14 protein-coding genes, 3 tRNA genes and 1 pseudogene are annotated in these 14,613 nt (G+C 35.8%); 15 read left to right on the top strand and 3 right to left on the bottom strand.

The window, feature by feature from the left end:
• From OZD68_RS02925 to sucD, 7 genes are all read left to right on the top strand, one after another.
• Positions 1-468 (top strand): transposase (locus tag OZD68_RS02925; protein ID WP_275008720.1); only part of this gene is annotated, 468 nt, incomplete at its 5' end.
• 113 nt (positions 469-581) lie between these two features.
• Positions 582-653: transfer RNA gene (locus OZD68_RS02920), tRNA-Glu, on the top strand.
• 28 nt (positions 654-681) lie between these two features.
• Positions 682-1,368: a 16S rRNA (uracil(1498)-N(3))-methyltransferase gene (locus tag OZD68_RS02915; RefSeq protein WP_275008952.1), complete on the top strand. Its 687-nt coding sequence runs from the start codon at positions 682-684 to the stop codon at positions 1,366-1,368.
• 313 nt (positions 1,369-1,681) lie between these two features.
• A tRNA-Pro gene (locus OZD68_RS02910) sits at positions 1,682-1,755 on the top strand.
• 199 nt (positions 1,756-1,954) lie between these two features.
• Positions 1,955-2,155: a 30S ribosomal protein S21 gene (gene rpsU / locus OZD68_RS02905; RefSeq protein WP_006279819.1), complete on the top strand. Its 201-nt coding sequence runs from the start codon at positions 1,955-1,957 to the stop codon at positions 2,153-2,155.
• Between the two features lie 37 nt (positions 2,156-2,192).
• Positions 2,193-3,344: an ADP-forming succinate--CoA ligase subunit beta gene (gene sucC, locus OZD68_RS02900; RefSeq protein ID WP_182309815.1), complete on the top strand. Its 1,152-nt coding sequence runs from the start codon at positions 2,193-2,195 to the stop codon at positions 3,342-3,344.
• Positions 3,345-3,347: 3 nt separating this feature from the next.
• Positions 3,348-4,223, top strand: a complete 876-nt coding sequence (gene sucD / locus OZD68_RS02895) for a succinate--CoA ligase subunit alpha (RefSeq protein WP_182309814.1) — start codon at positions 3,348-3,350, stop codon at positions 4,221-4,223.
• An 8-nt stretch (positions 4,224-4,231) separates the two neighbouring features.
• Here sucD and dapF read toward each other — a convergent pair whose 3' ends face one another.
• On the bottom strand, positions 4,232-5,020 hold the full coding sequence (gene dapF, locus OZD68_RS02890) for a diaminopimelate epimerase (protein ID WP_182309816.1): 789 nt from the start codon (positions 5,018-5,020) through the stop codon (positions 4,232-4,234).
• Positions 5,001-5,588 carry a nitroreductase family protein gene (locus OZD68_RS02885; protein ID WP_182309813.1) on the bottom strand — a complete coding sequence of 196 codons (588 nt, stop codon included), beginning with the start codon at positions 5,586-5,588 and terminating at the stop codon, positions 5,001-5,003. The genes dapF and OZD68_RS02885 overlap by 20 nt, the downstream gene beginning before the upstream one ends.
• An 85-nt stretch (positions 5,589-5,673) precedes the next feature.
• On the opposite strand from OZD68_RS02885, the pseudogene OZD68_RS02880 reads away from it, so the two are divergent.
• From OZD68_RS02880 to petA, 6 genes and pseudogenes are all read left to right on the top strand, one after another.
• A pseudogene (locus OZD68_RS02880) lies at positions 5,674-6,201 on the top strand (biotin transporter BioY).
• Complete coding sequence (locus OZD68_RS02875; RefSeq protein ID WP_182309812.1) at positions 6,198-6,587, top strand: DUF1284 domain-containing protein; 390 nt, start codon at positions 6,198-6,200, stop codon at positions 6,585-6,587. The pseudogene OZD68_RS02880 and the gene OZD68_RS02875 overlap by 4 nt, the downstream one beginning before the upstream one ends.
• 160 nt (positions 6,588-6,747) lie before the next feature.
• Entirely contained in the window at positions 6,748-7,623 is an 876-nt protein-coding gene (locus OZD68_RS02870) for a tetratricopeptide repeat protein (protein WP_182309811.1), read from the top strand.
• An 81-nt stretch (positions 7,624-7,704) separates the two neighbouring features.
• Positions 7,705-7,777: transfer RNA gene (locus OZD68_RS02865), tRNA-Val, on the top strand.
• Between the two features lie 52 nt (positions 7,778-7,829).
• Positions 7,830-10,538, top strand: a complete 2,709-nt coding sequence (gene gyrA / locus OZD68_RS02860) for a DNA topoisomerase (ATP-hydrolyzing) subunit A (protein WP_182309810.1) — start codon at positions 7,830-7,832, stop codon at positions 10,536-10,538.
• An 86-nt stretch (positions 10,539-10,624) separates the two neighbouring features.
• Positions 10,625-11,224 (top strand): ubiquinol-cytochrome c reductase iron-sulfur subunit, encoded by a 600-nt coding sequence (petA, locus tag OZD68_RS02855; RefSeq protein ID WP_182309809.1) that lies wholly within the window; start codon positions 10,625-10,627, stop codon positions 11,222-11,224.
• A 9-nt stretch (positions 11,225-11,233) separates the two neighbouring features.
• On the opposite strand, the gene priA is transcribed toward petA, so the two are convergent.
• Positions 11,234-13,576 (bottom strand): replication restart helicase PriA, encoded by a 2,343-nt coding sequence (priA, locus tag OZD68_RS02850; protein ID WP_182309808.1) that lies wholly within the window; start codon positions 13,574-13,576, stop codon positions 11,234-11,236.
• A 248-nt stretch (positions 13,577-13,824) separates the two neighbouring features.
• On the opposite strand from priA, the gene OZD68_RS02845 reads away from it, so the two are divergent.
• Positions 13,825-14,415 carry a hypothetical protein gene (locus tag OZD68_RS02845; protein ID WP_259366085.1) on the top strand — a complete coding sequence of 197 codons (591 nt, stop codon included), beginning with the start codon at positions 13,825-13,827 and terminating at the stop codon, positions 14,413-14,415.
• Positions 14,351-14,551: a hypothetical protein gene (locus OZD68_RS02840; protein ID WP_259366084.1), complete on the top strand. Its 201-nt coding sequence runs from the start codon at positions 14,351-14,353 to the stop codon at positions 14,549-14,551. The genes OZD68_RS02845 and OZD68_RS02840 overlap by 65 nt, the downstream gene beginning before the upstream one ends.
• Positions 14,552-14,613: the final 62 nt, after the last annotated feature.

The raw sequence follows: 14,613 nt of genomic DNA, 5'->3' as shown, positions 1-14,613 counted from the left end.
TATACATCCTCTAAAAGAAATCAAAAATTGTTGAACTGGTCAATATTTATAACTAATGTTCCAGAAAATAAAATTAGTGCTGAGCAAGTATTAACGATTTACAGAGTAAGGTGGCAAATTGAGTTATTATTTAAATTGTATAAAAGCCATATCAGGCTTGATAAGGTAAAAGGAAAGCCATGCAGAGTATTATGTGAACTATATGCTAAATTGTGTGCAATTCTTATATTTCACGGCATAGTTGGTTGCACAGAAGTGAAAAAGAATACAGAACTTAGCTTAACAAAGGCATTTATTGATCTAAAAAGGCGGGTTAGAGAGTTATTTTTAGTATTAACCAAAATTAATAGTTTAAAAGCATTTCTTAAAAAACTCACTATAACTTGGTCGCGATTTTCATTAAAAGACAAACCTAGAAGGGCTAGAGTATCCACTTTAACCTCTCTAAATTTGCTCACAATCTCTTAACTTGACGCGTATGGTCGATATAAGATTACTGATATATCCCTCTAACTATGTGATTCAAAATAATTGAATTGACTTTATATATGTAATCGATATAACCTAGTTAGATTCAAGTTGACTCTTTCGTCTAGTGGTTAGGACACCACCCTTTCACGGTGGTAACACGGGTTCAAATCCCGTAAGGGTCACTCAAGTAGAATATAATTAAAGTTTTGAATGGGAAAAATTAGGCTCTATGTTGAAGAAGCTTTACCACAAGGCGTGAGTTTAGCACTTAATCCACAACAAAGTCACTATATTTGCAATGTAATGCGGCTTAAGAAGTATGATAATCTCTCTCTTTTTAATGGAAAAGATGGAGAATGGTTAGGAGAAGTAGTTAATATATCGCGTAAATTGACAGAAGTTACACCCAAAGAATGCACTAAACAACAGCAATATGAGGAAAATTTATACCTGTATTGTGCCATGGTAAAAAGTGCTGCTTTGAACAACATAGTAAGACAGGCAACTGAAATGGGAGTAATCTGCATTCAATTTATTTCAACGGAACGTACAGTGGTAAAAAATATTAACCTAAGTAGAGCAAAATTACAAGCAATCGAAGCAGCGGAACAATCCGGTAGGATAAGTATACCAGAGATTTTGCCTCCTATTAACTTTTGCGAATTACCTGATTCCCAGAGTAAAAATTTTGTTTTATGTGATGAAACAGGTAAAGCTGATAAAGTGCTGAAAGGTAAGAAAAATGTTGCTATTATTGTTGGCCCTGAAGGTGGTTTTTCATCTTATGAACTTGATCTTGCCGATAAGTTTTGTCAAAAATTGAGTCTAGGAAAAAGAATTTTAAGAGTCGATACCGCTGTGGTTGCTGCACTAACTTTCACCAATTGGTGTAGCTAGATTTTTAAATATGGCTAAGATAAAGAAATCTGGTTCAGTGTTGCGCGCACAAAAACTCTGTAGACTCTCTACGAAGCAGTCTGTTGTTAAAGAGTAGCTAATAAAAAACATATTCTAAGATAATATTATAGCACTTCTCTCAATAGTCCGAATAGGATAAGATATGTGCTTATGGCTATGGTAGAGCAGTAGCATATTATGATCTGTTCGGATTATTGTAAAAAGAGCTATAAATCTCGTATTATATTTTTTCTAAAGTAAACAAATGAATCTTGCATTTTGCCTGAGTTATTGATACTCTGAGTAAAGAAGTCGGGGCGTAGCGCAGCCTGGTAGCGCATTTGGTTTGGGACCAAAGGGTCGGGAGTTCAAATCTCTCCGCCCCGATGTTAGTATAATTGTAAGAACGCTGTAACATAAGAGCAATCTCCATCAGTAAGCAAGTAGCGGACAGTGGAATGACATCATTTGTCATGTAAATTACGGCATATTACATTTTAACGCTCAAGTTTATAAAATAATTGACAATGTTAGTTTTCTAATTTATAAATAGATTTTGAAATGATTACCGAAGGAGGTATAGAGTTTGATAGAAGTATCAGTCCATTATGGTGATGTAGACAGAGCTCTTCCAGTATTGAAAAAAACAATTCAAAAGGAAGGAAGAGGGTTGAAAATGAAAAAACAATATCATGAAAAAAAATCAGAAAAAAGAGCTAAAAAGAAAGCTGAAGCTAAAAAAAAGAGGTACCAACAAGAGTGCAGAAGGCAGCGTTATGGTTGGTAGTTTATACTCAAGTTAATAGTTTATCATTGGTTATTTTATGAATATTCACGAATATCAAGCGAAAGAAGTTTTACATAAATTTAATGTCCCAGTGCCAAAAGGTTTTGTTGCTACATCTGCGGAAGAAGTAAAGACTCAAGTAAGTCAATTAAAATCTGACGTGTTTGTAGTTAAAGCTCAAATTCATGCAGGTGGTAGGGGTAAAGCCGGTGGCGTAAAGCTAGCAAAGTCAGCTGAAGAAGCTCAACAGTTTGTAAAGGACATGATTGGTATGACTTTAGTTACTCATCAAACAGGGCCAAGCGGGCAGCAAGTAAGAAAAGTATACGTTGAAGAAGGCTCAAGCATTAAGAAAGAGTATTATTTAAGCCTGGTAACCGACCCGAAGCTCAGTAGGCCAATATTCATATTTTCCTCAGAAGGTGGAATGGACATTGAAGAAGTGGCGAAAAATTCTCCCGCAAAAATTGTGAAATTTGATATTGATTCTGCTACAAGCTTTGATAGCAGCAAGTTGAGCAGCAGTTTTAATTTGAGTTCAGAACAAATAGAAAAAATAACAAATGTTGCAAAAAATATATATGATGCGTTTATTGCAACTGATGCGAGCCAAATTGAAATTAATCCACTGGTTGAAACAAATTCTGGAGATTTTATTGCGCTCGATGCGAAAATTAATTTCGATGATAATGCTTTATATCGTCACCCAGAAATTATGGAACTTCGTGATTATGATGAAGAAGTGAAAGAAGAGATAGAGGCTTCAAAGTATGGGCTCAGTTACATCAAAATGGATGGCAGTATTGGTTGCATGGTAAATGGTGCAGGTCTTGCTATGGCAACAATGGATATAATAAAATACTACGGAGCAGAGCCTGCTAACTTTTTGGATGTTGGTGGTGGAGCGAGTAAAGAAACTGTAACTGAAGCATTTAAAATTATATTGTCTGATAGCAACGTAAAAGGAATTCTGGTTAACATATTTGGTGGTATAATGCGTTGCGATATTATTGCAAGTGGAATTGTTGCTGCTGCAAAAGAAATGAGCATTAAAGTTCCTCTAGTGGTTAGATTATCAGGTACTAATTTTGAAGAAGGAAAAAAAATTTTAGAAGAGTCGGGATTAAATATTATTGCTGCAGATGAACTGGGTGATGCTGCACAAAAGATAGTAAAAGAGGTAAAATAAAGCATGTCCGTTTTAGTAAATAAAGATACAAGATTAATATGCCAGGGTTTTACTGGTGCACAAGGTACGTTTCATTCAGAGCAAGCTATTGACTACGGGACGAAAATGGTTGGCGGTGTGACTCCTGGAAAGGGTGGGAGCACTCACCTTAATTTACCGGTTTTTAATACTGTAGCAGAAGCCAAAGAAAAAACCGGTGCAAATGCTACAGTTATATATGTACCTGCTAAATTTGCTGCTGCTGCAATACTTGAAGCAATAGATGCAAAAATAGAATTGATAATTTGTATTACAGAGGGCATTCCTATACTTGATATGGTGAAAGTTAAGCGTGCGCTTATCGGCTCAAAAAGTCGATTGATTGGTCCTAACTGCCCGGGAATTATTACACCTGAAGAATGCAAAATAGGAATTATGCCTGGTCATATCCATAAGCGTGGACACATAGGAATTATGTCTCGCTCTGGAACTTTAACTTACGAAGCAGTAGCACAAACAACCTCTGTTGGTCTTGGTCAATCCACATGTATCGGAATTGGGGGAGATCCAGTTCATGGTATGACATTTGTCGACTGTATGGAGCTCTTTTTAAAAGATAACGATACTCATGGTATTGTAGTTATTGGTGAAATAGGTGGAAACGAAGAAGAAGATGTATCACATTTTGTGAAAACGGAAAAAACTAAAAAGCCAATCGTTGGTTTTGTAGCAGGCCAAACGGCACCTCCAGGAAGACGTATGGGACACGCTGGAGCAATCATCTCTTCCAGCGGTGGAAGTGCTGGTGCAAAACTAGAAGTTATGCGAAGCGCTGGAATTGCAATTGCAGAGACTCCTGCAGTGATTGGTAAAAAAGTTTTGGAAGTAATGCATCACTAGAATTAGGGTTACAAAAATCCTATATCACCGGTCATGAGTACGTTATTTGCCCATTCGATTAATAACTTACCTCCTGGTAAATCTACTGAAGTCTGTTGGGCAGTCAGATATCCACGTAGTGTGGATGCAACAAGTGCCGCACAGGCTGCACTACCGCATGATGCGGTAATGCCTGTACCTCTTTCCCAAACTCTTAAAGTTATTTCTCCAGACTTTTCAACTTGTGCAATACTAATATTAATTTTCTGAGGAAATAATACGTGATTTTCCAGCTTTGGTCCTAAACTTTGCAATGGTATTTCATTTACGTTATCAACAAAAAAAACTATGTGAGGATTACCAATATTTACTGCAACGGGCTCTTTTAGCATTTCAAGCTCTATAGGTAAGTAAAGAGTGTCACACTCAGTAGATAAGGGAATTTCATGCCATTTTAGCAAAGGTTTACCCATGTTAACCTTTATGGATTTATCACCCACTTTAAAACACTCTAAAATGCGTTTGTTTACCAGCTCAATAGTGATATACTCAGTACCTTTTTCTGACATTAGCAAATATCCAACGCAACGTGCTGCATTTCCGCACATTTCAGCTTTGCTACCATCAGCATTATAGATATGCATAAAGCAATCGGCTAAACTGGAGTTTGTTATCACTATGACTTGATCGCAACCGTTTTGGTTAGCAATTTTTTTATAGTTCCAATTTAAATCATTTGCTGAACGTGAGTCCATGATAACGAAGTTGTTACCAGTTCCGTGCATTTTGATAAAATTTTCAGGACCTTGGCCACTCATCATAAAAAAACATTTCTTCTATTGGTCTCCTTTTTTTCTTACTTGTTTCAGCGCCCTCTCCTTCGTAACCAACCGCTATCACTGACATTACGTTAAAGTCATTGGGTATATTGGACTCTTTCACTATTTTATCTCTATCAAATCCACCCATTTGATGGGCCATTAAGTTCATAACTGCAGCTTGTAACATAAGTCCATAATTTGCTGCACCAGTATCATGATTAGCCCAAAGATTTTCTCCTTTACCTTGTTTACGGAAGTTTTTAGCACTTAAAGATATGATTAACACTTGTGCATCTTTTGCCCATTTTTGATTAGATTCATCAAGGCAATTTAGCAGCTTTTCCCATGCGCTTTGATTGTTCTGTTTGTTGCATATTACGTATCTCCAGGGTTCATCACCAAAACATGAGGGAGTCAGCCTTACAGCTTCCATTAAAATATCCATGTCTTCCTGAGATATTGCTCTTGTAGGATCGTATGAACGTCCGCTGTGTCTTGCTTTCATCAACGATAATAGATCTTGTTTACTCATCATTTTTAATTTAATAGTGCATAAATAATTCATTGTAGCACAATATAAGCAAAATTTAAATTGCAAAACCTCTCATACACATATATTACATTTAATAAGTTATTTTTATTGGGAAGGTATGTTTATAACACAATCTAGCAGCAGATCAACACTTGCTGAAATATTGTCTTGCATTTTACTTTTATTCTTGATGGCTCAAATAAGCATACCATTGCAGCCTGTGCCTATCACATTGCAAACTTTAGGAGTAATGCTTATTGGGCTTAAATTTAACCGCAGAACAGCATTTTATTCTGTGCTTACATATCTATCACTTGGTGCAGCAGGATTGCCTGTTCTTGCGAATTTTTCTGGTGGTTATCACATTTTTCTCTGACCAACAGGTGGATATTTAATTGGCTGTTTAGCTGCCGTTATGGTAATGAGCAAAGTAAATGAATTACTGAACTCTAAGTATAAATCATTTGTGTGTAATTCTTTAAGTTGTCTGGCTGGTACAGTTATAATCTTTATTTGTGGTGTTAGTTGGCTTGCTGTTTACTTGGGTCTGAGACAAGCAATAATGGTGGGTGTTTTGCCATTTATCCTTCCTGGTTTGATAAAAATTTTTCTACTTGTAGCAGCTTTGCAATATTTGAAAAAATGATAAAATTCCGCCCTCATCATTTCATGTGCACCCTCGCGTTTCGGGGATATGGGTATTCTCAGGGTTTTGCAGAAAATTATAAAAAGATAGCAAGCAAAGTAATTAGTACTCAAATCGAAGTAGTTGGTAACCTTGATAGTATCTGTAGTGCTTGTCCAAATCAGACTAAACAAGGTAAATGCACCACACAAGCTAAAGTTTTAGAGCTAGATAGAAGGCATATGGAAATTTTAGGAGTAAAAATTGGCGAGACTTTAACTTGGAATGAGGCAGTAAAAAAGATTAGAGAGAAAATGTCTTTAGAGAAATTCGAGTACGCATGTGAGGGGTGCAATTGGCAGCCATATGGAATATGTAAAAATGCCCTTTTAAATCTACAAAGGTAGTTGACAAAATGTTAAGATAAATCGAAGCATTTTTGTGGAAATGAAGCGAAATATAGAAGACAAAAGATAAGTGCGTTCTACACAGAATATTCGTCCCGCTAATTAATAATATCTTTATTATTGTATGAGATAGGTAATTTAGCATTTATGAATTTGTAATGTGTTGCGCATAGCTAAAAGAAATAAGGTTTACTGGTTACACGCTGCAGCCAATGCCACAACACTAGGACCTATGTTTATCTGCATGTTAATTTGCGTTGTGATTTTATGGAGGTCTTCTGTTACCTATGCTAGTGAAAATTTGGAGATACAGAAGGCCTTTGATAGTGTTGTCAAGCATATAAAAGCTGATAAAAAATATAAAGATCTTGATGTTATTGAGAGAAAAAGTGACAAATTTAATATCAAAATTTCGCAGAATTCTGGCAAGAGTTTTGACATATACTCTACTTTAAAAAAAGCAAAAGATTCCTTTGAGTTAGGAGATAATGAAACAGCTATTTCTCTCCTTAATCAGATTACCGCAAAGTTTCCTTATCATAAAAATGCTTTGATTGGACTAGGGAATATTTATTACGCTCATAAAGAATACAAAAAAGCTGTAGAGATTTACACAAGACTGTTAAAAGAACACCCTAGTAACCCTTACATATTAAAAAATTTTCTGACGATAATCTCACAATATGATCCTGATCTGGCGTTGAGTGAAATGTTAAAATTGTATGATATACATAAAAATTATGCTCCTTTATTAGCAAATTTAGGTCTGATCTATATGAAAAAGGAGGATTATGTAAAAGGTAGAGAGTATATGATAACTGCTATTTCCCTCGATGAAAACAATATTTTTTATACTTATAATTTAGCTGTTATTCTAGATAAACTTTCAGATTCTCAAAATGCTACAATATTCTATTTAAAGTTGTTAAACATGGCTACAACTTCCAAAGATGTGAGTGAAAAAATACCTTTATACAAAGTGACATCAAGACTAAAATTTATAAAACTTCACAGCACGCACCCAAAGATTTCATAAAAGCTTATAGCTTACCTAAAGCTAATTTATCGCTATTTTTGTTTACAATAATAATATTGAGCTATAGAATTAGATCTAAAGGGGCAATTAGCTCAGCTGGTAGAGCATCTCGTTTACACCGAGGAGGTCGGCAGTTCAAGTCTGTCATTGCCCATTTGCTTAACTGAATGTTAGTATTATTAATTACTTCAATTAAAGTATAGAAAATGCAGGATAATATAGTACCAATCTCAATAGTAAAAGAGCTGGAAGATTCTTATCTTTCCTACGCAATGAGCGTTATCATAAGCAGGGCTATACCTGACGTGCGGGATGGATTTAAACCTGTTCATAGGCGTATATTATATGCAATGTCGAGAGCTGGATTCGATGCCGGTAAGCCATATAAAAAAGCGGCTCGTATAGTTGGGGACGTAATGGGGAAATATCACCCACATGGTGATGCAGCTATTTACGATTCCTTGGTTAGGATGGCTCAAGATTTCTCTCTTCTTTTACCGCTTATTGATGGGCAAGGTAACTTTGGTTCGATAGATGGAGATCCACCAGCTTCAATGCGATACACAGAAGCAAGACTTCAAAAAGTGTCACACTTTTTACTGAATGATATTGATGAAGATACAGTTAATTTTAGGCCAAACTACGATGGAAATGAAACAGAACCAGTTGTGCTGCCTGCAGAGTTTCCGAATCTATTGGTAAACGGTGCAAGTGGTGTTGCAGTTGGTATGGCAACCAATATTCCTTCTCATAATCTTGGAGAAATAATAGATGCTTGTATATTATATGTAGATAATTCTGAAGTTACTTTGGATGAGTTACTTGAAGTGATGCCAGGGCCGGATTTCCCAACTGGGGGAACGATTCTTGGAAGGTCTGGAATAAAATCAGCATTTGCAACTGGTCGTGGATCAATTGTTGTGCAAGGCAAGACTCACATAGAAGACCTGCCACAAGATAGGCAAGCAATAGTGATTGATGAAATACCTTACCAGGTAAATAAAGTAAAATTAATTGAGAAGATAGGTGAGCTTGTAAAAGAAAAAAGAATTGATGGCATAACAGAAATTAGGGATGAGTCCGATAAGTCTGGTATTAGAGTAGTAATTGACCTCAGAAGAAATGCTGAAGCAAGTTTTATACTTAATCAAATATTGGGACTAACTCCACTAAGAAGTAGTTTTAGTGTTAACACTTTAGTACTCAATAACAACAGACCTGCTTTGATGTCGTTAAAAGAAATCATAGCTGCTTTTGTTGACTTTAGAAAAGAAGTGTTAATCAGGAGAACAGAATTTCGTCTAAGAAAAACGAGAGAAAAAGCTCATATATATATAGGGCTCTACATTGCGGTCCTCAGCATAGATGAAGTGATAAAAATCATCCGCGGTGCAAAAGATCCTGCGGAAGCAAGTAGAGAACTTTTAAATAAAGAATGGAAAACTTCGAATGAAATCAACACTATCATCGAGTTGATTTCAGATAGCGCAAGCTTTTTGAAAGATGGAGTGTATAGATTAACTGAGCTACAAATTAAAGCTATCCTTGATATGAAACTGCAGCGTTTAACAGGCCTTGAAAAAGACAAATTAGAAGCTGAGCTAAGTTCGATGATCAACCTGATAAAAGAATATATCGCTTTTCTTGGCTCAGAAGAGAAGTTGATGAAGGAAATAAAAAACAATCTACAAGAAATAAAGAACAGATTTGCTGTGCCGCGAAAAACTTCAATAGAGGAATCAGATACGGACATTGAAGCTGAAGATCTAATTCCACAAGAGGATGTGGTGATAACCGTAACTATGAATGGTTATATCAAGCGTGTGAAGCTTTCTCACTACAGAACTCAGCGTCGTGGTGGAAAAGGAAAGCTAGGACAAGGATTAAAAGAAGAGGATGTAATCACAAAATTATTTGTTGGGAATACCCACACTAGCCTCTTATTCTTTTCTAATATTGGTCGAGTTTATAGATTAAAAGTTTATAAGTTGCCTCTTGCAGAACCAACTGCACGTGGAAGAGCACTTGTTAACATATTTCCTCTTAGCGATGGTGAAACTATAACTAATATCATGCCATTGCCAAGTGAAAATGACGAAAATCAAAACATAGTTTTTGCTACTGCTCATGGAAACATAAGGCGTAACTCTTTAGCGGACTTTCACTATATTCCAAGCAATGGAAAAATAGCAATAAAGCTCGATGAAGGAGACAAATTAATATCGGTTAAAGTATGCAATGCAATTGATCATGTTTTTCTTTCAACAAGATTCGGCAAAAGTATCAGATTTGTTGTAAGTGATGTGCGTCAATTTAAAAGTCGCAATTCAGATGGCGTAAGAGGTATCAAACTTGCAAAGAATGACAGCGTGATATCCATGACCATATTAAATGGGATAGGTGTAGCAACAGAAACAAAAGAACTTTACTTAAAAGTTCCACTTGCAAAAAGACTGGGAACTGCAATTAATAACTCCATTGATTCTAAATTGGAGAAGACTTTAAATGATTTAGGAATAGATAACGAATTATTCTTAAAACTTGCAGTGAATGAGGAGTTTATATTAACTATTACTGAAAATGGCTTTGGTAAAAGAACTTCTGCGTATGAGTATAGAATAACTAACAGGGGTGGTGTTGGTATCACCAATATTCTTACTACTAGCAGAAATGGTAATGTTATTGCTAGTTTTCCAGTTGAGCAGGGTGATAATATAATGCTTATTACAGATAAAGGAAAGTTAATTCGTATTTCAGTAAATGATATCAGGATTGCAGGACGTAGCACTCAGGGAGTAACTCTATTTAAAACAGAAAGTAGAGAAAAGGTGGTGTCAGTAGCGAAAATTGAAGATCCTGATTCCACTGAAGATAGTATTTCTGAAGTTGAAAACTCTATCTCTTCTCAACTGTAGTACAGGTTAAACAAAAAGCGCAAGTTTTTGTTGATTAATACGCAGTATTTAAATTAAAATATATACTTATGGCTAAGTAAAGATCAATGGACAAAAATTTAACTAAAAATAAAAAACCACTGGCAGACAAAGAGGATAAAAAAACACCTCCTGTTAAAGATCTTACTAAAAATAAGAGTAGGAGAGATTTTATAACATTAACTACATGCGCTATGGCAGGTATAGGAGCTGCAAGTGGACTTTGGCCACTGGTTAAATCTATGAATCCTTCTGCCGAAGTTCTAGCAACTTCCACAGTGGAAGTGAATTTGTCTGGAATTCAGGAAGGACATGGAGTAAAAGTAAAGTGGCAGGGTAAACCAGTATTCATTCGTAGACGCACAAAGCAAGAAATTGAGGCTGCAAGAGCTGTGAATGTGAAGAGCTTGAGGGATCCTCAATTAGATGAGCAGAGAGTATACGAAGGAAAAGACGAATGGTTAATCATGATCGGAATATGTACACATCTTGGGTGTGTACCGGTTGACCACGCTACAAGAGATGGTAATGGTTGGTTCTGTCCTTGCCACGGTTCATATTATGATACATCAGGCCGAGTGATTGGGGGTCCTGCACCAAAAAATATGGTTGTACCTGATTATTTTTTTCCCAGTGAGAATGTTGTGGTAATTGGCAAGAAGGCTTAACGGAACTCGTTAAAAAAAACTCACAGGATCAACATCTATTATCACTGCAATACTCGAATTCAAGTTACAATTTTTAATCCAATATTTCAGCTTTTTTTGTATAGATAAACTGTGTTTATTGTGTATTTTTAATAATACCCTATACCGATACTTATTATTTAAAAAATTTATCGCTGCTGGTGATGGGCCAAGAATTTCAAATTCCTTTTTGTCTACACCTACATTTTTTTCCTGGATACAAGTAGTTAAGCTACTTGGATGACAAAGAAGAGATTTTACTATTTCATTCGCTGCTTTTTGTGTTGCAATCTGATTCTTACCACAAATGATAAGCGCTATTAATCTGCTAAATGGTGGCATTTTGGCTTCACGTCTTGACTTAAGTTCAATTTCATAAAATGAGTCCCTTTTTTGATGCAGCAATGCTTTTATTATTGAACTTTCAGGGTTATTGGTTTGCACTATTACCATTCCTTTTTCATTAAACCTTCCTGACCTGCCTGCAACTTGGTGCAATAATTGATACGTCTTTTCCGCTGCTCTCAAATCAGAATTTTCGAGGCTCAAATCTGCATTCATTACTCCAACCAAAGTTAATTTGGGAAAATTGTGCCCTTTAACAATTATTTGTGTGCCGATTATAATGTTCACCTCTTCTTTCAACACTAAGTCAATTACGTTACTAACCGACTTTTGATCGCTGCTTATCATCGCAGTTTTTGCGTTTGGTATTAATTTCACCATTTCTTCAAGTAACTTTTCAATTCCTATGCCGTAGAGGGACAACGGCTGTTCACTTTGGCAATTAGAGCATTTTTCTGGAAGTTTCAATTGATAAGAGCAGTGGTGGCACAAAAGAGCATTTTTTTTCTTGTGATATGTAAGCCAAACAGCACAATTTAAGCAGGAAATTTTATATCCACACTTTTTACAAACTGCCAGTTGTGCATACCCTCTGCGGTTTAGAAAAAGCATAACCTGCTGTTTTTTCTCTATGGTTTGTTTGATGATTTCAAAAAGCTCAGAGGAGATCCATTGCTTGTTGTTCCTCATATCTACTACTTTAATGAGTGGCAATTCTGCACCACCAAATCGTTTAGTTAGCTTTACATGATTGTAATTCCGGTTTTTAACATGATGAATCGTTTCAAGCAGTGGAGTAGCTGATGATAAAATAATCGGAATATTTTCAAATTTGGCTAAGATTATCGCCATATCTCGAGCATTATATATAATTCCCTGTTCTTGTTTAAAAGATGAGTCGTGCTCTTCATCAACGATAATCAATTTTAGGTTTTTATAAGGCAAAAAAAGCGCTGACCGTGCACCAATAATTATCTGCGCATTTCCATTTGCTATATTGAGCCAATTATTCCGGCGAGTTTTTGGAGTGAGCCCTGAGTGCCATTCAACTAAGTTTTTTGATATCTGACCGCGAACACGATTTACCAATTGTGAAGTTAAAACAATTTCAGGTAGGAGGATTAAAATTTGTGTATTACCTTCTCCTGATGTCATTTCAACATATTCTGGTGTCATACTAGTACGTGGCAAAGACGGTATGCTAAATGTTACAGTGGGTTTTGCCTTGAGTATAAAGGTGTCATTCCAGTGCTTGAGACTGGAATCCAGGAATTTTGATTGTAAATTAGGTATTGGTTTTAAGTTAAAATAAACATTTGTAATGAGGTTATATGAAAAACTGGATCCCAGTGTCAGGCTACTCGGATGACACCCTCTTGGTAGAGCCAAATCACAATGTTCGTACAGTTGTGTCTCTGGGCACTGGGATGGTAAAGTCTGAGCAGCATTTGGAACGGCAGTGTAATTCTTAATCAATTGTGCAATCACAGAGAGATAAACTTCCGTTTTTCCAGATCCTGTCTCACCGTCAAGCAAAGTCACTGAATACTCGTTCAAATTGCTGATTATTTTATCACTAGCTATCTGCTGTTCAGGGCTTAATTGGCAACTTATTTCACTTGTTTCCTGCTTTTGTTCAACACAAACCAATTTATCTATGTGATTTACCTTTAACACTCCTCCCATTATCACTTTGGCAAGCATACCAATAGGTATTAAATTGTATTGTGCAACCCACTCTGCAAATGCAATCAATTTTGGTCTAATATTTGGTAAATCGATTTTTTGCTCAATAAATTTTAATTCTCGGTTACTTTTATCACTGTATTTCCAAACTATTCCGATTAAGCGTTTTTTGCCAAATGGCACCACTACGTAATCTCCAAGTAAAATCTCAGTATTTTCCTCAATTGCATATGAAAATAACTGATCAATTGGAAGTGATAGTAATACGTCAACTGTTTTTGCCATAGTGATTGAGTTTAACATTGTTTTAAAGAGCTTGTAACTTTATTAAGCTTGGCAATATATAGCCTTTCTTATAATAGTCCGAATGCGATAAGATATGTGTTTATGGCTATAGCAGGCCAGTAGCATATTACGGTCTGTTCGGATTATTGTAAAAAGAGCTATAGATGAATCGGTACAGAGAAAATCTTAACGTTTAACACATTTTTCATAGTACAGACCGTATGATTGATAAATAAAATGATTTATAGAATTTGTGGAGGCTACCAATGGTCAACGACAAGATTACTTTGAACTTTGAAATAGAAAAAGGCGAACCTATAGATCGATACTACTTTTCTGCACATATAAAGCTTACAGATGAAAGCAAAAATCTTTTGCGCGAGAAGCTTGGCAGTACAATTCAATTCGATAATCTAGATGATCACTTCAATCTTAACCATGAGAATTTTTATATCTACTACAACAAATATAGTGAGCACAATGGTAGAAGTGAGCTACACGTTAGGGATGATAACGGTAAATATTTAACCTCCAATCTTCCACTTAATTACTATGGATTCTCAATGGAACTATCACCTGACGGAGCGTCAATTGCAGATTATGGTTTTTATCCTCTGTATGCAATCTATAACCCAAATCACTATGATAAAGCAAAGGAAAAAGTATTTGATGATCACGGTGAATTGTCACCAATTGCATCAAATGTGTTAGATAATTTTTTAAGCAACACAAATAGCTTAACCACACAAGATATATTACAAAATGTATTCTCACAACTGCAGAAGAAAGCTGATGAAGAAGCAGAAAGATTGGCAAGAGAGAGAAGCAGAAAGACAAAGGGAGGAAGAGTTAAATGAAAAGAACGAGGAGTTAAAAGAACTTGTAGAAAAGGATGAGATTAAAATATTCAAAGTGGTAAAAGGTAATGATTTAGGTAATGGGCATTCAGCAGTAGTTTTACAACTTGATGGGGAAGAAGGTGACAAGATATAGCTCTTTTTACAATAATCCGAACAGATCATAATATGCTACTGCTCTACCATAGCCATAAGCAC

It is taken from the genome of Wolbachia endosymbiont of Drosophila bicornuta (assembly GCF_028982105.1).
Classification (GTDB): domain Bacteria; phylum Pseudomonadota; class Alphaproteobacteria; order Rickettsiales; family Anaplasmataceae; genus Wolbachia; species Wolbachia pipientis.
Note: the sequence above shows the minus strand (reverse complement) of the source record. Positions and strands in the feature narration are given on the sequence as shown.

Bases quoted from the DNA above. Each gene is read 5' to 3' on its own strand.
- OZD68_RS02885 (WP_182309813.1), bottom strand. From the start codon at position 5,588: ATGAATTATTTATGCACTATTAAATTAAAAATGATGAGTAAACAAGAT.
- OZD68_RS02875 (WP_182309812.1), top strand. From the start codon at position 6,198: ATGATAAAATTCCGCCCTCATCATTTCATGTGCACCCTCGCGTTTCGG.
- OZD68_RS02840 (WP_259366084.1), top strand. From the start codon at position 14,351: ATGAAGAAGCAGAAAGATTGGCAAGAGAGAGAAGCAGAAAGACAAAGG.
- sucD (WP_182309814.1), top strand. From the start codon at position 3,348: ATGTCCGTTTTAGTAAATAAAGATACAAGATTAATATGCCAGGGTTTT.
- petA (WP_182309809.1), top strand. From the start codon at position 10,625: ATGGACAAAAATTTAACTAAAAATAAAAAACCACTGGCAGACAAAGAG.
- gyrA (WP_182309810.1), top strand. From the start codon at position 7,830: ATGCAGGATAATATAGTACCAATCTCAATAGTAAAAGAGCTGGAAGAT.
- OZD68_RS02845 (WP_259366085.1), top strand. From the start codon at position 13,825: ATGGTCAACGACAAGATTACTTTGAACTTTGAAATAGAAAAAGGCGAA.
- dapF (WP_182309816.1), bottom strand. From the start codon at position 5,020: ATGAGTGGCCAAGGTCCTGAAAATTTTATCAAAATGCACGGAACTGGT.
- priA (WP_182309808.1), bottom strand. From the start codon at position 13,576: ATGTTAAACTCAATCACTATGGCAAAAACAGTTGACGTATTACTATCA.
- OZD68_RS02915 (WP_275008952.1), top strand. From the start codon at position 682: ATGGGAAAAATTAGGCTCTATGTTGAAGAAGCTTTACCACAAGGCGTG.
- sucC (WP_182309815.1), top strand. From the start codon at position 2,193: ATGAATATTCACGAATATCAAGCGAAAGAAGTTTTACATAAATTTAAT.